This is a genomic window from Sulfurovum xiamenensis (assembly GCF_030347995.1).
Classification (GTDB): Bacteria; Campylobacterota; Campylobacteria; order Campylobacterales; family Sulfurovaceae; genus Sulfurovum; species Sulfurovum xiamenensis.
The window spans coordinates 87,212-109,903 of sequence record NZ_JAQIBC010000003.1 but is presented as its reverse complement, the minus strand read 5'-3'; the positions used below and the strand labels follow the sequence as shown (position 1 = coordinate 109,903).

Genomic DNA, 22,692 nt, shown 5'->3' with positions numbered 1-22,692 from the left:
TTATATCCAAAATGAGGTTAGAGAATGGTGAAGGAAAATAATTAAATAATGGCAGAAGAGTAGGAACTCCCTGCTGCTGAGTTCTTAGGATAGTGTAATCGTTTGCTGACCTATCTCTTTATATCTTGCATAATAGTGTTCAACAAATGATCTTATCTCCTCTTTTACCGGTAGATATACACCATTTTCTTTACGCGCATACGTATTCAAATAGAGCGTTGCATCTACTTTTGAAAGATAGTTTTCTGCTAAAGTTCTATAGGCATTTTGATAGGATTCTTTCATCTTGTCATACTTGCTGTAGTCGATACGTATCTCTCCGTCATAGGTGATAACACCTGAGCTGAAAAGGATATCAAGATGGATCAATCCTTCACAATAATAGGGTAAAACTTCACCGACCTCACGCCAGGCCATAAGCCCCACTGCCCGTGAAACCACATCGTCTACAATGTGTGTTTTCAGCGCTTCACGCTCATTAGAGAAAAATGCCATCAGTCCGCCTGCCGTAGCTTTGAACTCTTCGATATTTTTAAACTGTCCCGAGCGGTTCATCTTTTTTTCCGTCTCTTCATCTATCCAAAGGATATGACCATACTCATGTCCTACTGTAGAGATATCGTAGATCTCTTGCCAAAGGTCAGGATCCGTATCTATAAGTTCTCTTTGTTTCTTCACAAAATCTTCACCCATAGTTTCGACTGAAAGTTTCATAATGGGTTTGGATTTTTTGGACTCCATGACAAAATCGGCATAGGCAAAGATCTTTTTCCCAAGTTCTGTTGAAACCTGTTCATCATTCGGTACGACCTGTGCCGAGAAAAGACCGTTGAACTCTGCTCCATAGTAAAGGACAGGTTGACCTATATAAAGCTGGGTTTCATCCACCTGTAAAAGATTCTTACTCATCGTATGCAAGGCTTCTTTACCAAAGTTTTTTGCCATTTCATAGGCAAAAAGTTTAATGTTGTTACGTGTACTTGAACCCTCTTGCAATTTGGGATTGACAATACGCAGATCCCATTCCAGAGCCACAGCTTTTCTGTAATGATCTTCATAATACTCTAAGGGATGCCCTACCTGCAATGGTGTCGTTATAGCCATCCAACGTCTATCAACATCTGCCCATTTACCTATGAGTTCATCGGTTTTCGTATGTGTAAAAGCCACTTTAAGCGCCGTAAAATAGGCGATCCATTCTGATTTTTGATCAAAAACATCATCTTTATATTGGTTCAAAAGAGCAATGAGCTGTTCAAGTGCTGTAGTCACTTGTGCCACCTCTTCAGGAAATGCTTCCGCATAGGCAATGCTTTTATACCCAGTGTCCTCTTTTTTAAGTACAGAGTAAGATCTGTCTCCTATAGATCCGCTCTCGTCTCTGTCTAGCAGCGACTCATTCTGAAGCATCTCAAATACTTTTGCATCATCACCGTGAAACATCTCACTGAGCTCAAGGTTCACAGAGTAAAGAATATGATCTGTCCAGTGGCTTTGCCAGACGCTCATAGCAAGACCAACATGATGTACACCCAACATCAACGCACGATAAAAAGGTGTAAGAAGCTGCTTCTCCTCTACCCATGCAATGAAATTTTCATGCCGGTTTATGTGCATCGTACTCGTAAATCCATAGGCCAACTCTTTTTTCACTGCTATCTCTTCTTTAGAACAGCCCTGCTTCTCCAACACTTGTTCCAGCGCATCTTCACGCAAATTCACAAAACGGGTAAGCGCTGCCATTTCAGAGTCTTTATTTCTCGGTAACCCAATAAGCGTTAAAAATGCCTCTACGCTCTTATAAGCTTGATCGTGCCCTTTTGTTTCATCCAATAGTTCATAGTATTGGTTGAGATCGGCCTGTCTGCTTTGTAATTCATCATATATGACCTGCAGATCTTCCATAAACTGTTTTTTCATGCTTTACCCTTTAACATTTGTATGATCGGTTTGGCCAACTTCAATGCTTGTGCTCTGTGTGAGATCGCTTTTTTAACACAATCATCCAACTCACCCAAAGTCTTGTCAAATCCTGCAGGAATGAAGATCGGATCATACCCAAACCCTTTGTCGCCTCTTACCTCATCTATGACATCCCCATGCATCCATCCATGCACCACATACTCTCCATATTTGGAGACAATAGCGATCGCTGCCGTATAATATGCCGGTGTAGACTTCAAACCTTTTTCTTTCACCGCTTCTATCAGCTTATAGAGGTTCTCTTTGTCTGTGGCACCCTCTCCTGCATAACGTGCGGAGTAAATACCCGGTGCCCCGTCCAGTAGTGGCAGAGAGATACCACTGTCATCAGATATCACTAGATACTCTTCACCCAGTTTTTCATAGATCTTACGTGCTTTAATGAGTGCATTGGCAGCAAATGTATCACCGTCTTCTACGATATCAAATTCACCTAAAAGTTCAGAAAAAGCAACCACTTCATCTTCACACATCTGTTTGAATTCACGTAGTTTTCCTTTGTTCCCTGTCGCTAGAACGATACGCATTTCAGTCTCCTTTTCACAGAGTGAAACCGTGTGAAAATCCCTTCCACTCAGGCTTCCTCTTTTACATAAGATGACAGATCTTCACCTATATCATCTACTCTTAAATATTTCGTTATATAATGAGAGAAATTTTATCTAAATAGAGGTATCACTATGATTAAACAGATCATGCCGCTCAGTCTCATTGTGGGATTGAGGTTTTTTGGACTCTTTATCGTTCTTCCTGTTCTCTCCATCTATGCACTTGACATGGAAGGCGCAACACCTTTCCTTGCAGGTCTTGTTGTAGGTGGTTATGCACTTACACAAGCCGCTTTTCAAGTACCTTTTGGACTGGCAAGTGACAAAATAGGACGTAAAAAGACCCTGCTTTTTGGTCTGATCATCTTCATTATAGGTTCCGTGATCGCTGCAATGAGTGAAAATATCTACATGCTTCTTATCGGGCGTTTTCTACAGGGTGCAGGTGCCATCGGTTCTGTGGTTTCAGCGATGGTTGCAGACCTGGTAAAAGAGGAGCAGCGTGCCCATGCTATGGCCATCATGGGTGGAACGATCGCGCTTAGCTTTGCCGCAGCGATGATCATTGCACCTGTCGTGGGTGGTCACTGGGGGATAGACAAACTCTTTTGGCTGACTGCGATTCTTTCGGTGATGGCGATAGGTATTTTATTTACTGCCGTCCCTCAGCCTCCGACGATCGTTCACAGCTATGAAGAAGAGGAATCCAAGATGCTAGAGGTCTTTAAAGACAGATCTCTGACACGTATGTACATTACGTTTCTTTTCCATTCCTCTATTATGACCATGGCATTTTTTATCATTCCAGTCGTGATGACACAGGGGCTCACTGAAGGCGGCTTTGGTTGGGAAAAGTCTGAACTCTGGAAAGTCTATTTCCCTGCGATGATCTTTGGTTTCTTCGCTATGGCACCTGCAGCAATATTTGGAGAGAAGTACGGTAAGGGGAAACAAGTCTTTATGATCTCGGTTTCTGTGATCTTCTTTGGTTTTCTTGCGATGGGATTTGCGAGTTCTGCGTGGGTCTTTGTCGTGGGTGTCGTGCTTTTTTTCATCGGATTCAATATGTTCGAACCTCTCCTGCAGAGTTTTGTGGCCAAATTTGCCAAAGTCCACCAGAAAGGTGCAGCATTGGGTGTAGCCAATACTTTTGCCTATGTAGGTATCTTCCTGGGTGGTCTGCTTGCAGGTTGGCTCATGCAGCACTATGACAGAGCCACACTTGCCGTTGTGGTGGCAATCATTTCTGTAATATGGTTCATCTGGGTAGCGACCATGCCAAACCCAAACAACAGAGGGAATGTCTATCTTTCTTTAGACATTTTTGACCGCGAAAGGGTGGCTTCCCTGAAGAGTCATGAAGCGATTGTAGAGAGTTATGTGAATGAAACAGAGAACATCGCTGTTATCAAATATGAAAAAGACCTCATAGATGAAGATGAGATCAGAGGGATGTTGAGTTAATGCTTACACCACTTATTAAAGAGCTCCAGGAGGCACTTAGACATACGCCTTCGAATATACAGATAAAAGATGCATTACATCTGCTCTTTAATGAGAGTCACTATGGATGTCAAAAAGACTATCCTGTCGCTGTAGTCCATGAAAAAACCAGGATCACCGACCCCTCATCTCTTAAGTTTTTCACACAAAAAAACCTGATAGATTCAGAGGGTTTTACCCCTGGTGACTATGACGATACGCAGATTGAACAGATTGTTTCACATGCACCTAATTACATCCAAAGGGTCAACTACATCGTTACCCATAGTAAAGCCATTCCTCAACCAACATTTTTCAATAAATTCAAACATGACTACTGGAAAAAAATTCAAAGTGTCAATGGTCTGGAAGCGCTTATTGATGTCACTGTATTGTCTCACGATACGACAGAGTGTGAAGCGGAAGCCTCTTTACGTGCGATCATCCGAAAGAGAAAAGAGGTACATCAATTAAAAAAACTGACCTTTATCTGGATAGCAGAGACCGTAGGTCAAAATACATCTATAGAAACTGTGCTCAAACACTATTTTAAAGAAGACTACACTGTTGTAAAAAATGGAGAAAAAAGCTACTACATAGGGTGGAGCACACCATTGCAAAGTATCAATATGCGTTACTTTGTATGCCCACCCAAATAAAAACCGAGGTTTTAAACGAAAAGGATATGAAATTCTCAGGGAGCTTAGAGTTTACACTCTCCAAGCTCAACTTCTCTATACTCTACATCCATCAATTTACATGCACGCTTCATGATGCCTTCTTGCGTAAATCCGAACTTCTCAAAGAGTTGCTCTGCCGGTGCAGATGCTCCAAAACATTCCATACCAAGGACATCATCTGCATAACGGTAGTACTCTGTTCCTGTTGCTGCTTCAACAGCAAGCACTTTGGTATTTGGATCAATGACTGCTGCCTTGTACGCTGCATCCTGCTCATTGAAGAGATCAAGACACGGTACAGAAACCACGTTTGCCTTAATGCCAAGTACAGCCAGGTGACATGCTGCCTTTAGACACGGCATCAACTCTGAACCTGAAGCCATCAGCGTAAAGTTCGCATCTTTTCTTTTCTTGACGATGTAGGCACCTCTGCTTACATCACCGAAATCTCTTTTTGGTTTGAGTGTTTCAAGCTTTTGACGGCTTAATACAAAACCGTGTGGTGCTTTCATGGTCAGTGCTGTTCTCCATGCTTCCACATTCTCCGTAGCATCTGCCGGTCTCCATACATAGAAGTTAGGCAATGCTCTAAACTGTGACATATGCTCGATAGGCTCATGGGTAGGGCCATCTTCCCCTACTCCGATACTGTCATGCGTCCAAACAAAGAAGTTTTGAATCTTTGTCAATGCTGCGATACGTGCTGCTGGCTTAAGATAATCAGAGAATACAAAGAATGTTGCATTAAATGGGATCGTCGTACCATAGAGTGCCATCGCATTCGTGATAGCAGCCATAGAGTGCTCACGGATACCAAAGTGAAGGTTTCTTCCTTTAGGGAAATCCCCGAGATCTTTCAACTCTGTTTTGTTCGACGGTGCCAGGTCTGCTGAACCACCGATAAAAGAAGGAACCGCTGTTGCAATGGCATTAAGAATCTTACCGTTTGAATCTCTTGTTGCCATCGCTTTATCTCCGGAGAAATCCGGGAATTCGATCGCAGAGAAATCAGGGTTAAGCAGTCTAGCCAATGCTTCGTTCTGCTCGATAAGCGGTGCCTCTTTTTGTCTATGTATCCACTCTTTCTCTGCAAGTTCACCCTGCTCTAAGGCACATCTGAATCTAAGAAGGACATCTTCTGGGATCTGGAAGAATGCTTCAGGATCGAAACCTTCTTTGGCCTTTGACTCAGCGATGATATCGGCACCTAGCGGCGCCCCGTGTGTATGGTGAGACCCTTCCATATCACCTGCACCCTTACCGATGATCGTATTGGCAATGATGATCGTAGGTTTAGTGGCTGTTTGCACTTCTTCTAAGGCTTTTTCAATGTCATCATAACAGTGTCCGTTGATCTTAATCACGTTCCAGTTCTGTGCTTCAAAACGTTTTGCAACATCTTCACTCCACGCGATACTTGTATCACCCTCGATCGTGATCTCATTGTTGTCATAGATCAGTACCATGTCTTTAAGCCCTAAATGCCCGGCAAGTGCACAGGCTTCATAAGAGATACCTTCTTGCAAGTCACCATCACCACAGAGACAATAGACTTTATGGTCTATCAGTTCACAGGTCTCAGAATTTACCTGATTTGCCGTATAGGCTTCTGCCATTGCAAAACCTACAGCATTGGCGATACCCTGTCCCAAAGGACCTGTCGTGATCTCTACGCCTTCCGTATGTCCATACTCCGGGTGTCCCGGTGTTTTAGAGTCTAATTGACGGAAATTTTTCAGGTCATCAAGCGTTACATCATAACCCCAAAGGTGTAAAAGAGAGTAGATCAGTGCTGAACCATGTCCTCCTGAGAAAACCAAACGGTCACGGTTGAGCCATTTTGGGTTTTTAGGATTATGGCTCAGTTTTTCACTCAAAACCACTGCGATATCTGCAAGACCCATAGGTGCACCCGGGTGTCCTGAATTTGCTTTTTGTACCATATCAGCCGCTAAAAATCTGATCGTATTTGCCATCTTTTTACGCATTTTGTTCTGCTCTGTCATTGCCATAGTTATTCCTTTAGTTATGTCTGTATAGGTATGTGTTCATCAAGGGTTGTAAAGCCATTTGCAACTTTTCATCAAAGCTTTCAAATCGTCTTTGTAAATCTTTTGCCAGAGTATTTGCTTCTTCAACACTTTTCTCCAGTCCTAAAAGATTGACAAAGCTATTTTTATCGCTGTCATTTCCTGTGGGTTTTCCCGCCTCTTCTTCACTCTGCGTCTCATCTATAATGTCATCTTGTATCTGAAAAAGTAATCCCAGATCGATACCAAAATCATAGAGGGCATCCTGTACCCTCTTCTCAAGTCCTACGATAACGGCTCCCATCTGCATGGAGGTAGCGATGAGTTTTGCCGTTTTGTTCTTGTGCAGTGTTTTTACCTGTTCTATATCCAATGGTGTGTTTTCAAAATAGCAGTCCATAGCTTGTCCAAGTACCATACCACGGCTTCCTCCATCACGTGCAAGCAACTCTACAAGTTTTATTTTCACATCTGCACGCAATGGTGCTTTAGAGATGAGATAGAAAGCATCCGTGTTAAGTGCATCCCCCGCAAGTATAGCCGTCACTTCATCAAAACGTTTATGTAGCGTCTCATGTCCACGGCGCAGATCTGCATCATCCATCGCAGGCAGATCATCATGTATCAGAGAATAGGTATGGAACATTTCAAGTGCAAGTGCTACGGGTAAAGCACCATTATAAAGCATCGGTTCATAGGCATCAACGATATTTAGAAGTAACATAGGACGAAAACGTTTTCCACCTGCAGTCAGCATCACACCCAGTGCTTCTTCATATACGGGATGAAAGCTTGGGACTTTTGGTAAATTTTCGTTTAGATACGTTTCAAATCGTTGCAATTTATACCTTCGAAGTTTATTTGTTGAAATTATATCAAATTTGGATAAAATAAGCATATGAAAAAAGAAACATCACTCTTACTTATCACATGGAGCAAGCGGTTACTAGGTTTTATCGCTTTTTTGGTGTGGGGATATGTTATTTTTAGCATTTCACAATCACCGGCCCCATTTATAGAACAGGCACCCTACTGCATGGGGAGTACCATGCTTATCTTCGCTTTACTGACCGCTGCCTATAAAGGACTGGATCACTGGAGTTTACAAAATAATAAGTAACACACCTTATTATTCATAACTTCTGTCGTGGCGAACGCCCTTGTAAGCGAAGCGATTGTCCTCGTTCCTGCGGGATTACATCGAGAACCACGACGCTTTTTTCTAAAGAAGTTTTCACTACGTGAACCGCATTTGCTAACTTTGCTTCGTTTTTTTTAAAAAAATGAAGAGAGAAACAACGCCACAAGTTAAACCTAAAGGAAATTTAGTCAATCAAATAAACTTTACACCTTACATTTTTTGGCAATTTGCGCAATCTGTTCCTCTAAAGTAAGCTTCTCGACATCAATGATCACATCTGCCACTTTTCTGTATGCCTTTTCACGTTCATTATAGAGTTTCTTAGCCTTTTTTTCATCTGAAAAAAGTGGGCGTTTCGCAAGTTTTGATTTAGCGTTTTTTGCTGTTTTCAAACGGTTGTGTATCCAGTCAAAGGAAGCATCAAGCAACACCACCGTGCCCAATTTTTTAAGGTTGTTCACTTTGTAAAAACCACCACCGCAAGAGATAAGCGTACCTGTCACGCATTTCTCTATCCAATCGGCAGTGACCTGTTCTTGTGCCCTGAAATACGCTTCACCCTTTTTCTCAAATATCTTTTTGACCTCTTTGTTCTCTTTGGATTCTATCAGATCATCTGTATCTATGATATAGGTACCATATTTTTTAGTAAATGCACGGGCGGTGGTACCTTTACCTACACCCATGAAACCTATGAGAATAATATTCTTTTTCAAAGTTTATACCATATTGTAACGGTCTATAATTCTTGAAAGACGTTTACGCAGATTTTTCAATGCCTCCACCGCATCTTCACCTTCAGCAACAAGAGATTCAAACTCATCGAACTGTATCTTAGCGACCCAACCGATCTTGGTATGTTTTTTGATCCCAACAAAACGTACTTCACCAAAATGTTCTTTTGCCATTTTATAAATACGCTCAATTCTTTGATCTAGAGTTTTGACTTCTTTATTGCTTTTGTTGCTCATTGCTTTCCTTTTTTTTGATTAGATAGATCCCGTTCAAGCATCATATTTTCATTATGTGTTATAGGACTTTTACTTTCTGATATAATTATATCATATCAAAATGGCAAATATATTACAAAAGGATGAGAGTGATGAAAAACATACTGATCACGGGTGTGAGTTCAGGGCTTGGTGAAGCTTTGGCTGAAAAATATTTGGAAAATGGCGACAATGTCTATGCTATAGGGAAAACCATACCCAAAAAACTTGACCATTATCCTCACTTTTTCTTTTTTCCCTATGATCTAAGTGAAACTTTCATGATCCAGTCTACACTCACAGAGTTTCTTCAACACCGTTCCTTTGACCTAGTGATCCTCAATGCAGGGGTTTTAGGTGATATAAAGACTCTCTCTCAGACTGATCTCATGGATGCCAAAGCAGTGATGGAGGTCAATGTCTGGGCGAACAAAGAACTCATAGATACCCTCCAAGCCCATGCACAGGTCAAACAGATTGTAGGTATCAGTTCAGGTGCTGCAGTGAATGGATCTATAGGTTGGGGCGCCTACTCACTTTCTAAAGCAGGTCTCAATATGCTACTCAGTGTCTATGCCAAAGAGTTACCGGAGATCCATTTTACTGCATTGGCACCTGGTGTCATCCGTACCCCTATGGTTGAGCATATCATAGAAGAAGTCGATGATGCCCTATTCCCCTCGGCCAAAAGACTCAAAGAAAATCCTATCCAAACACCTGAGAAAGCAGCCGAAAATCTCATCGCTACTTTTCCCAAACTTCTAGCGTATGAGAGTGGAAGTTTTTTAGATATAAGGACCATGTAAAATAAGCGTAAAAAATGATCTAGTGTGCAATGGATCATTTAGACTTTGATCTTTTGCCATTCACCTTTATCGAAGGTCCTCCAGAGCCATGTCGCTTTGACAAACGTATCGGATATCATTGCAAGATAGACCAGTAAGATAGAATCAAAATACCAGCTCAACACAAAAGCAGGGATGATACGGACAAGCCAGACAGAAATAAGGTTGATCTTCAACGTTCGCTTGGTATCTCCTGCGCCTCGCAGGGCACCAGAGAGAACAAAATTATAAGCCAAAGGAATTTGTGACAATCCCACAATACGCAAATAAAGACTCGCTTCTTCAATGGTCTGTGCATCATCAGTAAAGAGCCATACGATCTTCTCAGGCATAAAGATCATAAAGAAAGAGAGGAAGAACATGAAACCCACGGTGTATTTGAGTACAAGAATGACATCCTCTCTGGACTGTTCAGGCTTTTTAGCCCCTAAACCCTGTCCCATCAGTGCCATGGCTGCAATGGTAAAGCCAATGCCCGGCATGAAAGCCAATCCTTCTACCCGCAGCCCTATCTGATAACCTGCCAATACTTCTGTACCAAATTGTGCAATGATCACCGTAAACAGCATAAAACTTCCAAATGTCAAAGAACGTTCAAAGGAAGCAGGTATACCCACTTTGAGTGCACGTTTTAAAAGAGATCCAGAGTAGTGCCATGCAGGTATGTAAGGTGTTTTATGTCTAAGATAGAGCACCATATAGACGATCAGTTCCAGGACATTGACTATCACGGTACCTACCGCTGCACCCATCACACCTAACTCTGGAAACCCATGGTTACCGAAGATCAAAAGATAGTTTAAAAATACGTTGAGCACAATAGAGACTATCTTGATCATCATAGGTGTCTTTGTGTCACCTGCCGAGTTCAGTGCCGTCACAAAAACTAGTTTCCCAAATACAAAAGGAAGCATCCATGTCAATGTTTGTACATACTCCTCACCCAATCTGATCACCTCAGCTGCTGTGCCAAACCATACATAGATATTTGAGGCAAAAAAGTACCAAAAAACCATCAGAGGCAAAGAGATGTAAAGCACAAAATGAAGCAGGGTTGAAAGTCCCGTTGAAGCACGCTTCATCTGCCCTGCTCCAACAAAACGGGAAAGTAGTGCTGAAGTACCTATATGAAGCAAAGAAAGCATCGCGAACAAGAACATAAGCGACTGCAGTCCCAGTCCTACCGCTGCCACGGCAAAAGCAGAAATACGCCCCACCATGATAAGGTCTGTGATCACTTGCAGCATATCCAACAGGGAATTCACTGCAGCAGGGAGTGAAAGCTTGAGTATCTTTTGGTGTTTTTTAGGGAAGAATCGTATCAAAGAGAAAGGTTACCCTACGATCTGTGCAACATAGACATAAAGTAGCACGATGATCAGTGACGCTGTAGCCATCGTCCATATAAAAGCACCCATCATTTTGCCTGCATTGAACATTTGACGATATTTATAAAGGAGAATAGGAAAAATGACCAGTGCTACAAACACAGGAAAGTACATCAGCGGGCTCATACCATACTCTTCTATGGCATACCCTACAGCCACGAAAGAGGTATAGATGATGATGTAGACCATAACAAGCACTACCATCTGTGCAATCATAAAGAACACTTTGGCACCTGCTTTGTTTTGTTCATCGTTGTAGTACTGCATATAAGTGCTCCTCTATAATATCTTTGCGGAATTATAGCACACCGTTTACTTCAATATCTTACATAGAACTATTTTTCAATCCCTAAAGTTTTGCTACACATCCGGCCAATCACCAAACGGCCATGGTTTTTCATCAGAATTGAATCCTACATAAGAGACAAGCTGTTTTGCGTACTCTGATAAACCCTCTGTAAACTGTAAGATCTTTTCATTCGGCTCACCTGACAGCCAAGTGTAAATAAATTGGGTGATGGCGACCACAAAAAGCACCATAGAGATAAATCTGCCTATGATCAGATATAAAAGTATATAGACTGCCCTTGCGATCCCCGGTTTTTCACGCTCATTCGTTTCGATCTCTTCCATCTTGACTCCCTTTTTGATTTGATTATATCAAATTTCTTTATATTCCTGCAAATCCTATGTGTCTATAAAACAGGCATTGCTAGGGGATGGTTTCCAGCTCCATTTTCAGTGCGATATACTCAAGCAGGTCTTTGAGCGTAATAATACCAACTATTTTGTTATGTTCAACAACTAGTAGACGGATAGTTCCACTTTCATTCATTCTATTCAGGGCATCCTCGATAGGCGTATACGATGCGATCGTATTGGAGGGATTGGGTTCTTCCATGACCTGTCCTACAAAAAGATGTTTCCACTCTTCATGAGTATGCTGTTTTAGCATCTGAACTGTGATGATTCCAAAGATCTTGCTCTCTTTGACCACAGGGAACATTTTATAGTGATAGCGATAGAGATACTTCTCAACAAACGCTTGCAGTGTGATATCAAAAGGCACACTTACCGGGGAGGGGTTCATAAAATGACGTACGGTTTTTCCTGAAAATGACTCCCTGATCAATAATCTCTGATACGAAGCATTCGCAGCGAAGAAGAGAAAAGCTCCGATCAGTATCCACCATAAGCCTCCTATAGTGTTATCTCCCATCATATGCATAAAGCCCATAAAGATAATAACAACGGCAAACATCAGACTGATACGTGAAGCAAGCTGTGTTGCCCAATGGATATCCCCCTTCATCCACCATAACAATGAACGAAGCACCCGTCCTCCATCGGTTGGAAATGCAGGTATCAGATTGAAAATAGCGATCAAGAGATTGATCGTACTCAAATAGCCCAAAAGCGCTATCATGGGTACCGAAAACTTCATGTTCTCTGCGGCTTGTGCTAGCCCGCCAAAGAGTATAGAGAGTGTAAAACTGGCTATCGGCCCTGCGATCGCCATAAAAAATTCACTTTTAGGCGTGCTGGGCTCATCCTGCATCTCAGCCACACCTCCAAAGATAAAGAGTGTAATACCTTTGATCTTCATACCATATTTACGGGCGATCAATGCGTGTGAGAATTCATGGATGATGATGGAAACAAAAAGCCCTATGGCTCCGATGACTCCCATCACCCAGTAGGTTTGTATGCCAAGTCCCGGGAAATAACTCGGGAAGAACCCCTTGGAAAGAGACCATACCACCAAAAAAAGGATAATACCCCAGCTCACATCTAGCGAGACTGTAAATCCAAGCAGTTTAAATAACGCCATTTTTCTTTTTAACATGCCAGTCCTTTACAACTTTGATAGGGTGAACTTTTAATTATAGCGGTTTTTTACACCCTTGGCTTTTTATTTTCCCATTCAACCCATTCCTTGAACAAATCATCTCAGATCTAAAGAAAAAAGTTAGTAAAGTATGTCAATATATGATACTTCATTAGTTAAGAAAGGCAATCCAAATGAGATTCTTCATCGGTTCACCTGTTATCATGGATGACTATGCTTCCATACAAAATGAGTTTAAAGATATTATCGAAGGGAAATGGGTAGAAGAGCAAAATCTGCATCTGACTTGGGTCTTTCTAGGGGATGTGAAAGAAGTAAATCCCATCATTGACAGACTTCAAGATGTATCCCCCATGAAAGATCATACCAGTATCAAAGCGTTAGGATATTTCGGACGGCCGCCAAAAATCTTTTTTGCTAAATCTGAAGAGACGGCATTGTACGACAAAGCAAGAGAGTTTAGAGATTCAGGCTTTGATCTTTACCGTTTCAAACCACATATTACGCTTTGCCGCATCAAAGCCATACATGATTACAAAGCCTACAAAGAGAAACTCAAAACCTATCGTGAAAGATCTTTAGGAGTGATACTCCCTGAAATACACCTTTATGAGAGTAACCTCTCTTCAGAGGGTGCACACTACAGCTGCAGATATACCGTTAAAAAAACTTAACCCAGCACCTTTTGAATGGCTTCCACCAATGCCTCTTTTTCAATACTCCGTATCTTTTTATCATAAGCTTCAAAACTCAAGCCCTCTTTAGCAACCTCTTTTTGTAAGATCACCTCTCCTCCATCAAGTTCAGAAGTGACATAATGCACAGATGCTCCACCATGGGTATGTTCATCTTTATAACTCTTCTCTATAGCATTAAGCCCTTTGTGTCTTGGGAGCAGAGAGGGGTGCAAGTTGATACTTTTGATATGCTCTGTAAAGGTAGGTGTCAAGATACGCATAAAACCTGCAAGTACAGTAAGGTCGGGGTTGTACTTGTGTAGGCACTCTACCACTGCAGCATCAAAATCTTCCCTGCTCTCATAGGCTTTTGAATCTATGATCTCAAGAGGGATAGATGCCTCTTTTGCAATGTGTATACCTTCAGCATTCGGATTATTTGTCAAGGCAACGACAACTTCAAATCCTTTGTGATGTAAAGTCTTGACGATATACGCGAAGTTGCTTCCTTTACCGCTAAAAAGTACAGCTATTTTTTTACCATTTGCCATTCAATGATTCCCTGCCTTGGTGTGTCATGCTTATTATCGTCGCATTGTAGCGTTTTAGCCCTTAACTGTATACTCTAACCTGCCTATCTCCTCTACCAGGTCTGTAGGCAGCATTGCATAAGAAGCCCCCTCATACTGATGTGCAGCGATCACTAAAGCCAAAGAGGCTTGAATGGCCGCATCAATGGCCGTATAGCCCTGTGCAAGTAGTGCAACGATGAGACCGGAAAGTACATCTCCACTGCCTCCTTTACTGAGTTTAGAACATCCTAAAGGGTTAATGTAAAGTCTCTCTTCCTGCATGATAAGGGTATTTGCTCCTTTAAGCAGGATCGTAATATGCGGATACCTGTCATTGAACTTTCGTACCATCTCAAAACGTTTCTCTTGTACCTGTGTCACCGTTAACTGCTCCCCTGTCAATACCTTCCATAGTACGACAAACTCTTTGGGATGCGGGGTGATAACGATCTCCCTGTCCTTCTGCTCCAAAACAGCCAGGATCTCTTCATTATAGAAACTGTCTGCATCCAATACAATAGGCAAGTGGCTCTTTACCACATACTTCTGTAAAAATTCACTCTCAAAGTGACATCCCAGTCCCATACCTATGGCCATGGCCGATGCATTGTCAGGAACGACCGTTGAGTGCATCAGATAAGGAGGCGGTGTGATCTTTTCATGTACTACCAGTGTCGTAAGCCCTGCACCGAATGTAGCTGCAGCCATCCCAGAGATGATACCCGCCCCCTCTTTTTCTCCACAAAATACAGCTGCATGTCCGAAACTGCCTTTATGCGTGGACTGTTCTCTTCTGCTGGGAAGTTTTAGATCACACCTCTCGAGTAGACAAGTGTGACTCTCTCCTTCATAAAACAGTGAACTCACGCCAAGATCAACACGTAAAAGTTCTCCTACTACATCTTTACAGGCATCTAAAAACAATGCTTCTTTATAGGCTCCCATGGTCAAGGTCACATCTGCATGAAATGCCATAGGCATAAGTGTACCTTTCACTCCGACCCCTGTAGGGATATCACAGGCTATCTTATATGCTTTCATCGCATTAAGCTGATGCAGTAGATGTTCTGTAGCCTCATCTATATTCCTATTGAGACCTGCACCAAAAAGAGCATCCACCACTATATCCGTCTGGCTTACCTCATCGACAGTTTTTAGGCCTAAAAGCCTGGCACGTTCAAACTGTCTTTTTGCCATTTCCGAATGTAAAGTAAAAGGGATATGTAGTTTAATCTCGTAATCTCCGTGAAGCTGACGCCCCAATGCGATACCGTCTGCCCCATTGTTCCCAGTACCTGCCACGATCAATACAGACGTGCCTTTGGGAAAATGTTTACGGATATAATCAGCCATACCCGCAGCTGCATGCTCCATCAGTATATCTTCACTCAGCCCATAGCTTTCATAACATCTTTCATCTAAGGCATAACAATTTTCAAATACTTTTTGCATCTTGGCTCCTTCGACTGCTTACTACTCCTCCCATTTTATCACAAATTAATACTAACTCGATATAATCCCATCATAATTTATCTATCTTGGTCCAGAACCAGGAAATTTTGATAAGGAAGGGGGTGCCTTTCGATGCCAGGAATTATGCTATCACAACGTGATTCTTTTGATGATGCTTACAGAAAATTCAAAAGACAATGCGACAGAAACCTTATCGTGACAGAAGCGAGAGCTAGACAAAACCACGAAACTGAGACTGAAAAGAGAAAAAAAGAGAAGATTGCAACTCGCAAGAAAATCCTTAAAAAACTCTTCATGCTTAGAAGATACGAGTCTAGACTGTAATTTTTACAGCTGTAGGGCATCTGCCCTGCGACTCACCTCACTTTTTTACTCAAACCACCACAAATTTCCTTTAACTCATTACACCTTATTTAACTTTTCGCTAAAATAATTTCATATTTTTACGAAGGTTTTCTCATGACATTTACGACCACATTACAAAAAGACGCTATTAAGATCATGCTCCTGGGTTCGGGTGAACTTGGTAAAGAAGTTGCTATTGAAGCACAACGACTTGGGATAGAGGTCATCGCAGTCGATAAATATGAAAATGCCCCTGCACACCTTGTAGCTAACCGCTCTTATGCCATAGACATGCAGGACAAGGAAGCCGTACTGGCACTCATAGAAAAAGAGCAGCCCTCTTTTATCTTACCTGAAGTAGAAGCGATCAGCATTGCAGCCCTTTTTGAAGCAGAAACCAGAGGTTTTCATGTAATCCCAAATGCCGAAGCGGTCAATAAAACAATGAACCGTAAGAACATCCGTGTTTTTGCAGCAGAAGAACTGGGATTAAAAACAAGCAAATATGAGTTTGTGACCACGCTTGAAGGGCTTAAAGAAGCAGGTGAGCGTATAGGTTTCCCTTGTGTCATCAAGCCTGTGATGAGTTCATCAGGCCATGGTCAAAGTATCGCAAGAACAGCGAATGACATAGAAAGATCATGGGAGATGGCAAAAGAGGCACGTGGAGATGCCTCTGAACTGATCGTAGAAGAGTTCATACCTTTTGACTACGAGATCACCCTTTTAACCGTACGTAACGAAACAGGAACGACATTCTGTGAGCCTATCGGGCATGTGCAAAAAGATGGGGATTTCATCCTCTCATGGCAGCCGATGCAAATGACCCCGGCATCGCTTACAAAAGCACAAGAGATCGCAAAATCTGTCACTGACGGTCTAGGTGGCCGTGGTATCTTCGGTGTGGAATTCTTCGTGAAAGATGATGAAGTCTACTTCTCTGAACTAAGCCCTCGTCCCCATGATACAGGGATGGTCACACTCGTGACACAAAGCCAAAGTGAGTTTGCCCTGCATGTAAGAGCAGTACTTGGACTGCCTCTTGACTTTACCTTCTATGGTTCAGGTGCCTGTGGGGCATACAAAGCCAAAAATGAAAGCCATAACCCTACACTTGAAGTCCCGGACACTGCCTTTACAAAAGACAGTTTTGTAAGGGTCTTTGGAAAGCCGGAATCCCACGTAGGCCGTCGTATGGCAGTCAGTCTTGTACTGGATGAAGTAGAAGAGGCCAAAAGAAGAGCCACGCAGATCGTAGAGAATATTTCAGATCACTAAGAGGAGCACTGATGTATTTTTTTGCCAGGGTTTTTTTACCCTTTCTGCTCTTTGTCTATATCGGTATTGAGACATATCTCAGGTTACAACATACCTCGCTTTGCGGAGAAGTAGGTTGTGCACTCGCGGGAGAACTCCTTAGATTTGACCATATTTATCTCAATTATTTTGGTTTGGCCGGCGTACTCTCTTTGATCATCACAGGCTACCGTTCACTCAAAAGCAGTTTTTTTGAAACACTCTTTTTCGTTCTGCTTTACTCTGGTATAGCCTTTGAAACAACTATCATTAGCTACCAGTTCATTGCCAACCCTGAACCCTGTCTCTTCTGTCTGAGTGTCTTCTCCTCTCTGCTTGTCATTGCACTCTTCAGTCAAGTAAAGCATTTTGCTGTAGTTCTGGCTACCGTGCTTTTCATTTTTATCGGATTGAATACCCTGACCATTCCCCAAAATCGATCTTTTGTGACTGCCCCTGGTCTCTATCTCATACAGTCAGCGACATGCAGCCACTGCAAAAAGATAAAAACGTATTTTTCGGAGCATCATATAGCCTATACACCTATCTCTGCAAAAGAGATCAATGCCAGAGGATTTTTAAAATTTGTGGATATCAGCACTATACCCGTACTCATTATCAAAGAGTCCTCAAACATGACCATTTTAAAGGGTGATCAAAAGATCATTGCACATTTTGATGCAAAAAATAAAGAAGAAGTTAATCCCATGCCGGTACAAAACAGTACTTTAGGGCTCTCTTCAGATTTTTTAGCTGCAGGAGGAGATGCAGGCTGTGCACTGACTATCACAGAAACTCCTTCCTGTGCAGATGATAATACTACACCCATACTTCAACACTAAGGCAATAGATGAATATCGTATTACTAGACGCTAAAACATTAGGTAGTGACCTGGACATCACTGCCCTGGAATCTTTTGGAACACTGACCGTCTACCAAACCACTTCTAAAGAAGAGACACTTGAACGCATCCAGAATGCAGACATCATCATCACCAATAAAGTGATCATCTCTGCGGATATGATGCAAGCAACACCTACTCTGAAACTCATTTGCATCGCTGCTACAGGGATGAATAATGTAGACCTGGATGCTGCCAAAGCCAAAGGTATAGAGGTCAAAAATGTTGCAGGGTATTCAACCAAGAGTGTGGTACAACATACCTTTGCGATGGCACTCTATCTCCTTGAAAAAATGGCATATTATGACAGTGTGGTAAAAGATGGTTCATGGAGTGCATCAGGGCTTTTTACGGATGTCAGTCAGCCTTTTTATGAAATATCAGGAAAAAAATGGGGGATCATCGGTTTTGGAACCATAGGCCAAGAGGTTGCCAAGGTCGCAACAGCATTCGGAGCCGAAGTAAGCTACCACTCTACCAGCGGGAAAAACCTTCAACATGCTTACCAGAATCAGAGTTTAGAAGAACTGCTCAAAGCGTGTGACATTATCTCTATTCATGCGCCGCTCAATGATGCTACCTATAACCTCATCAATGAGAACAACCTCTCTTTGATCAAAGAAGGTGCTATTCTTTTAAATCTCGGACGGGGAGGCATCGTCAATGAAAGAGATCTGGCCTTTGAACTGGACAGACGCATACTCTATGCCGGTCTGGACGTGCTTGAAAAAGAACCCCTTACACTCGACAATAGCCTCAATGAAGTCAAACATAAAGAAAGGCTCCTGATCACGCCGCATATGGCTTGGGCAAGTATCGAAGCGAGAAAAAAGCTTCTTGAAGGTATTGTAGAGAATATTCAAAGATTTATGGAGCGCATATGATAGATGTACTGATCATCGGTTCGGGTGGTGCGGGTCTTACAGCGGCACTTTCAGCAAAAAATGCCGGGGCTTCTGTCACCGTAGCAGGTAAAGCCTATCCAACCAATTCACAAACCTCTATGGCACAGGGAGGCATGAACGCTGCCCTTGGCAATGTCGGTGAAGACCATATACGTTCTCATATTGCAGATACCATCAAATCAGCAAAGGGACTTTGTGATGAAGCCATGGTAAAACAAATGTGCGAAGAGGCTCCTGGGACCATCGCATGGTTAGAGCGTTTGGGTGTGCCTTTTTCAAGGCTGGACAACGGAGAGACCGGTACCCAAACCATAGCCCAACGTCAAATGGGTGGGGCATCGGCAAAACGTGCCTGTTATGCCCAAGACTATACCGGGCTGAAAATACTCCATACATTGTATGACACCTGTTTGAAAGAAGAGATTAACTTTTTGGATGAGCACTATCTTCTCAATCTTATCACAGAAGAAGGGAGAGTCAAAGGTGCCACCTTTTTAGAGATACGTACAGGTGAGGTCAAGCAGATCAATGCAAAATCTATTGTGATCGCCACAGGAGGATATGGTGCCCTCTATCATGGGTTTACGACCAACGCCTATGGCTCTACAGGAGACGGTATAGCTGCAGTACTGCGTGCAGGCGGAGCAGTCTCTGACATGGAATTCATCCAATTCCATCCCACGGCACTCAAACACTCCTCCATTTTAGTCTCTGAATCTGCCAGAGGGGAAGGCGGGTATCTTGTCAATGAGAAGGGTGAGCGTTTTGTAGATGAGCTCAAACCACGTGATGAAGTCGCCCGTGCCATCTTTAGCCAGATCCAAGAGGGACAGCGGGTCTTTTTGGATGTACGTCACCTGGGAGAGGAAAAACTCATGGAGCTACTCCCACAAGAGGTAGAGCTCTGTAAATTGCATGAACATGTGGACCCTGCAAAAGCGCTCATCCCCATCAAACCTGTCGCGCACTACACGATGGGCGGGATAGAGGTAGACAGTATGTTGGAGGTCAATGGCATCAAAGGGTGTTTCGCCGTAGGTGAATGTTCCAATGCCAAAGTACATGGTGCCAACCGTCTTGGGGGGAACTCACTGCTTGAGATCACCGCTTTAGGAAAACTGGCAGGAACCAATGCTTGCAAATATACCCTTGATGTAAGCGATACTCCTGCAGATGATACCCAACGACAGAAAGATGCCCAAGAGATAGAAACACTCTTGTCACAGGCAGAAGCTGTCAATTTTTACCCTTACCGAGAGAGACTGGGGAATCTTTTTTATCATAAGGTCGGTATCGTTAGGGACAATGACCATCTCCATGAAGCTTTTGCTGAAGTCACTGCAATGCAAGAGAGTCAAAAAGAGATGGGGATCGCAGACAAAAGCCCTGCGAACAACCAGAACCTCATAGAATTTTTGGAATTTAAAAATGCCCTGCTTTTAGCACCTGCTATCATCACTTCGGCTATTGAAAGGGATGAAAGCCGAGGGGCACACTTCAAAATCGGATTTGAAAGTGAGAATGAAGCACTGAAAAAACACAGTATATACCACTTAGGAAAGGAAGAAACATGCAAATAAAGATCTTTCGAAGTGAAACAGGTACCCATAAATCCTACACCCTTCCTGAAGGAGAGATTCCTCTTCTAAATGCCCTGAGCTATATCAAAGAGACACAGGATGCCTCACTTACTTTTTCTGCAGGATGCCGTGCTTCGGTTTGCGGTACATGTGCCGTACGTGTGAATGGAAGAGAAGTACTTGCCTGTGCCTATAAAGTAAAACCAGAAGATATTATTGAGCCGCTACAGTACCACCCTGTACTGCGTGACCTCAAAGTAGATAAACACAAAGCCAAAGAGACACTTCAAAAAAGTACCGCATGGATGCATAGTGCACAGGAGGCCTCGCTGACACACAGCGATGAAAAACTCTCTGAAAGACAAACAGACTGCATACTTTGTGACTCATGCTATTCCGCCTGTCCTGTCTATGCAGTAAACCCTGACTTCCTTGGCCCTTTTGCGTTGACTCGTGCCTATCGTTACAGTACAGACAAACGTGAAAGTAAAGCAAAAAGCATCATCGATAACATTCAGAGTAATGGTGTGTGGGATTGTACCCTATGCGGTGAGTGTACCGCTGTGTGCCCTAAAGGGATAGACCCCAAAATGGACATCACGATGTTAAGAGGACTCTCTGTACAAGAGGGATATCAAGATCCCTCGTTTGCAACACAGAGTTTTGGCACGCCGGATTTTGGCGGCGGAGGATTTGGGTTTGACCCCAATGCCGGATTTTAGAGGTCTCTAGGATCCACGATCTTCCCAGCTATTGCTGATGCCGCTGCCACAGCTGAGTTCGCCAAGTAGATCTCAGAGGTTCTGGCACCCATACGACCTACGAAGTTACGGTTGGTTGTAGCGACACAACGCTCACCATCACCCAAAATACCCATATATCCACCCAGACATGCACCACAAGTAGGGTTAGAGACTACGGCACCTGCTTCGATCAGAATATCCATCAAACCTTCATGCTGTGCTTGAAGCAATATCTTTTGCGTAGCTGGCGTTACGATCATACGTGTATGCTTTGCCACTCTTTTGCCTTTCATGATCTCCGCTGCGATACGCAGGTCTTCGATACGTCCGTTCGTACAAGACCCGATCATTACCTGGTCTACTTTGAGGTCATCTGCAACCGCTTGTTCTACAGGCTTACCGTTTGATGGCAAGAAAGGATACGCGATCACCGGAGAAAGTGCTGCTGTATCTATCGTGATCACTTGACAGTAGTTGGCATCTGGATCCGCTACATGGATCTTAGGTTCAGCTCTTAACCCACCGTTGATCTCTTTTCGCTCTTCAAGATATGCCAAAGTGATATCATCCACCGCAAAGATACCATTTTTAGCTCCCGCCTCGATCACCATATTCGCAATAGAAAATCTGTCAGCCATACCAAGATGCTGGATCGCCTCACCAGTAAATTCGATCGCTTTGTATAAGGCACCATCCACGCCTATCTGACGGATCAGTTCCAAGATGATATCTTTACCGTAGATATGCTCACCTGGTATACCTGTCAACTCGACTTTGATGGTTTCAGGTACTTTAAACCAGTTACCTCCTGTGATCATTCCGAATGAAAGGTCTGTACTCCCCATACCCGTTGAAAATGCACCCAGTGCACCATGGGTACAAGTGTGGCTGTCTGCACCGATAATCACATCACCAGGAACCACCAATCCTTTTTCCGGGAGTAGCGCATGCTCGATACCCATATCTTTTTCATCAAAAAAGTATTTCATATCATGCTTATAGGCAAAATCCCTAGAGATCTTTGCCTGGTTTGCTGAAGCAATATCTTTTGCCGGAATGTAGTGATCCATTACGATACAAAAGTTGTCAGGTCTTGCCAATTTCTCAGCACCTGACTCTTCAAATGCTCTAATAGAGATAGGTGTCGTAATGTCATTTCCGATGATCATATCGATATCTACTCTAACGATCTCTCCTGCATGCACTTCACGCCCGGCATGCTCCGAGAAGATCTTTTCTGTCATAGTTTGTCCCATAGGTTGTC

At 42.9% G+C, this 22,692-nt stretch carries 24 protein-coding genes; 11 read left to right on the top strand and 13 right to left on the bottom strand.

Annotated elements, in window-relative coordinates:
• Positions 1 to 84: 84 nt before the first annotated feature.
• Together ciaB and rdgB are read right to left on the bottom strand one after the other, a co-directional pair.
• Positions 85 to 1,920, bottom strand: coding sequence for an invasion protein CiaB (ciaB, locus tag PF327_RS06140; protein WP_289401741.1), 1,836 nt, complete (start codon positions 1,918 to 1,920; stop codon positions 85 to 87).
• Positions 1,917 to 2,510, bottom strand: a complete 594-nt coding sequence (rdgB, locus tag PF327_RS06135) for an RdgB/HAM1 family non-canonical purine NTP pyrophosphatase (RefSeq protein ID WP_289401740.1) — start codon at positions 2,508 to 2,510, stop codon at positions 1,917 to 1,919. Before rdgB ends, ciaB begins: the two co-directional genes overlap by 4 nt.
• Before the next feature lie 153 nt (positions 2,511 to 2,663).
• On the opposite strand from rdgB, the gene PF327_RS06130 reads away from it, so the two are divergent.
• Together PF327_RS06130 and PF327_RS06125 are read left to right on the top strand one after the other, a co-directional pair.
• Positions 2,664 to 3,995, top strand: coding sequence for an MFS transporter (locus PF327_RS06130; RefSeq protein WP_289401738.1), 1,332 nt, complete (start codon positions 2,664 to 2,666; stop codon positions 3,993 to 3,995).
• A complete protein-coding gene (locus PF327_RS06125; protein ID WP_289401737.1) occupies positions 3,995 to 4,672 on the top strand; it encodes a hypothetical protein in 678 nt (225 codons plus the stop codon). The genes PF327_RS06130 and PF327_RS06125 overlap by 1 nt, the downstream gene beginning before the upstream one ends.
• A gap of 44 nt (positions 4,673 to 4,716) precedes the next feature.
• Here PF327_RS06125 and tkt read toward each other — a convergent pair whose 3' ends face one another.
• Both tkt and PF327_RS06115 read right to left on the bottom strand, forming a co-directional pair.
• On the bottom strand, positions 4,717 to 6,705 hold the full coding sequence (tkt, locus tag PF327_RS06120; RefSeq protein WP_289401736.1) for a transketolase: 1,989 nt from the start codon (positions 6,703 to 6,705) through the stop codon (positions 4,717 to 4,719).
• 10 nt (positions 6,706 to 6,715) lie between these two features.
• Positions 6,716 to 7,564, bottom strand: a complete 849-nt coding sequence (locus PF327_RS06115) for a polyprenyl synthetase family protein (protein WP_289401735.1) — start codon at positions 7,562 to 7,564, stop codon at positions 6,716 to 6,718.
• Between the two features lie 57 nt (positions 7,565 to 7,621).
• On the opposite strand from PF327_RS06115, the gene PF327_RS06110 reads away from it, so the two are divergent.
• The gene (locus tag PF327_RS06110; RefSeq protein ID WP_289401734.1) at positions 7,622 to 7,843 is read left to right on the top strand and encodes a hypothetical protein; all 222 of its coding nucleotides are present in this window, start codon (positions 7,622 to 7,624) and stop codon (positions 7,841 to 7,843) included.
• 224 nt (positions 7,844 to 8,067) lie between these two features.
• Here the strand turns inward: PF327_RS06110 and PF327_RS06105 are convergent, their stop codons facing one another.
• Complete coding sequence (locus PF327_RS06105) at positions 8,068 to 8,580, bottom strand: shikimate kinase (RefSeq protein WP_008245751.1); 513 nt, start codon at positions 8,578 to 8,580, stop codon at positions 8,068 to 8,070.
• Positions 8,581 to 8,583: 3 nt separating this feature from the next.
• The gene (locus PF327_RS06100; protein ID WP_008245752.1) at positions 8,584 to 8,835 is read right to left on the bottom strand and encodes a hypothetical protein; all 252 of its coding nucleotides are present in this window, start codon (positions 8,833 to 8,835) and stop codon (positions 8,584 to 8,586) included.
• 131 nt (positions 8,836 to 8,966) lie between these two features.
• On the opposite strand from PF327_RS06100, the gene PF327_RS06095 reads away from it, so the two are divergent.
• Entirely contained in the window at positions 8,967 to 9,659 is a 693-nt protein-coding gene (locus PF327_RS06095; protein WP_289401731.1) for an SDR family NAD(P)-dependent oxidoreductase, read from the top strand.
• 38 nt (positions 9,660 to 9,697) lie between these two features.
• Here the strand turns inward: PF327_RS06095 and PF327_RS06090 are convergent, their stop codons facing one another.
• The 4 genes from PF327_RS06090 to PF327_RS06075 form a co-directional block, all read right to left on the bottom strand.
• Complete coding sequence (locus tag PF327_RS06090; protein ID WP_289401729.1) at positions 9,698 to 11,023, bottom strand: MATE family efflux transporter; 1,326 nt, start codon at positions 11,021 to 11,023, stop codon at positions 9,698 to 9,700.
• A gap of 9 nt (positions 11,024 to 11,032) precedes the next feature.
• Positions 11,033 to 11,353 carry a hypothetical protein gene (locus PF327_RS06085; protein WP_289401728.1) on the bottom strand — a complete coding sequence of 107 codons (321 nt, stop codon included), beginning with the start codon at positions 11,351 to 11,353 and terminating at the stop codon, positions 11,033 to 11,035.
• Positions 11,354 to 11,446: 93 nt separating this feature from the next.
• Positions 11,447 to 11,719 (bottom strand): DUF4389 domain-containing protein, encoded by a 273-nt coding sequence (locus tag PF327_RS06080; protein WP_008245766.1) that lies wholly within the window; start codon positions 11,717 to 11,719, stop codon positions 11,447 to 11,449.
• Positions 11,720 to 11,798: 79 nt separating this feature from the next.
• Entirely contained in the window at positions 11,799 to 12,932 is a 1,134-nt protein-coding gene (locus PF327_RS06075; RefSeq protein WP_289401726.1) for a site-2 protease family protein, read from the bottom strand.
• Between the two features lie 176 nt (positions 12,933 to 13,108).
• On the opposite strand from PF327_RS06075, the gene thpR reads away from it, so the two are divergent.
• On the top strand, positions 13,109 to 13,609 hold the full coding sequence (gene thpR, locus PF327_RS06070) for an RNA 2',3'-cyclic phosphodiesterase (RefSeq protein WP_008245769.1): 501 nt from the start codon (positions 13,109 to 13,111) through the stop codon (positions 13,607 to 13,609).
• Here the strand turns inward: thpR and purN are convergent.
• Positions 13,606 to 14,163 (bottom strand): phosphoribosylglycinamide formyltransferase, encoded by a 558-nt coding sequence (purN, locus tag PF327_RS06065; protein WP_008245771.1) that lies wholly within the window; start codon positions 14,161 to 14,163, stop codon positions 13,606 to 13,608. The two genes, thpR and purN, sit on opposite strands and share 4 nt — an antisense overlap.
• Positions 14,164 to 14,217: 54 nt before the next feature.
• Positions 14,218 to 15,636 (bottom strand): NAD(P)H-hydrate dehydratase, encoded by a 1,419-nt coding sequence (locus PF327_RS06060; protein ID WP_289401725.1) that lies wholly within the window; start codon positions 15,634 to 15,636, stop codon positions 14,218 to 14,220.
• Between the two features lie 132 nt (positions 15,637 to 15,768).
• On the opposite strand from PF327_RS06060, the gene rpsU reads away from it, so the two are divergent.
• From rpsU to PF327_RS06030, 6 genes are all read left to right on the top strand, one after another.
• On the top strand, positions 15,769 to 15,981 hold the full coding sequence (gene rpsU / locus PF327_RS06055) for a 30S ribosomal protein S21 (RefSeq protein ID WP_008245774.1): 213 nt from the start codon (positions 15,769 to 15,771) through the stop codon (positions 15,979 to 15,981).
• A gap of 135 nt (positions 15,982 to 16,116) precedes the next feature.
• Entirely contained in the window at positions 16,117 to 17,280 is a 1,164-nt protein-coding gene (gene purT / locus PF327_RS06050; RefSeq protein WP_289401723.1) for a formate-dependent phosphoribosylglycinamide formyltransferase, read from the top strand.
• A gap of 11 nt (positions 17,281 to 17,291) precedes the next feature.
• Positions 17,292 to 18,140, top strand: coding sequence for a thioredoxin domain-containing protein (locus PF327_RS06045; RefSeq protein WP_289401722.1), 849 nt, complete (start codon positions 17,292 to 17,294; stop codon positions 18,138 to 18,140).
• A gap of 8 nt (positions 18,141 to 18,148) precedes the next feature.
• Entirely contained in the window at positions 18,149 to 19,084 is a 936-nt protein-coding gene (locus PF327_RS06040) for a D-2-hydroxyacid dehydrogenase (protein WP_289401721.1), read from the top strand.
• Positions 19,081 to 20,685 (top strand): FAD-dependent oxidoreductase, encoded by a 1,605-nt coding sequence (locus PF327_RS06035; RefSeq protein ID WP_289401720.1) that lies wholly within the window; start codon positions 19,081 to 19,083, stop codon positions 20,683 to 20,685. Before PF327_RS06040 ends, PF327_RS06035 begins: the two co-directional genes overlap by 4 nt.
• Positions 20,676 to 21,407 carry a succinate dehydrogenase/fumarate reductase iron-sulfur subunit gene (locus PF327_RS06030; RefSeq protein ID WP_289401719.1) on the top strand — a complete coding sequence of 244 codons (732 nt, stop codon included), beginning with the start codon at positions 20,676 to 20,678 and terminating at the stop codon, positions 21,405 to 21,407. The genes PF327_RS06035 and PF327_RS06030 overlap by 10 nt, the downstream gene beginning before the upstream one ends.
• On the opposite strand, the gene PF327_RS06025 is transcribed toward PF327_RS06030, so the two are convergent.
• Positions 21,404 to 22,684, bottom strand: coding sequence for a 3-isopropylmalate dehydratase large subunit (locus PF327_RS06025; RefSeq protein ID WP_289401718.1), 1,281 nt, complete (start codon positions 22,682 to 22,684; stop codon positions 21,404 to 21,406). The genes PF327_RS06030 and PF327_RS06025 overlap by 4 nt on opposite strands.
• Positions 22,685 to 22,692: the final 8 nt, after the last annotated feature.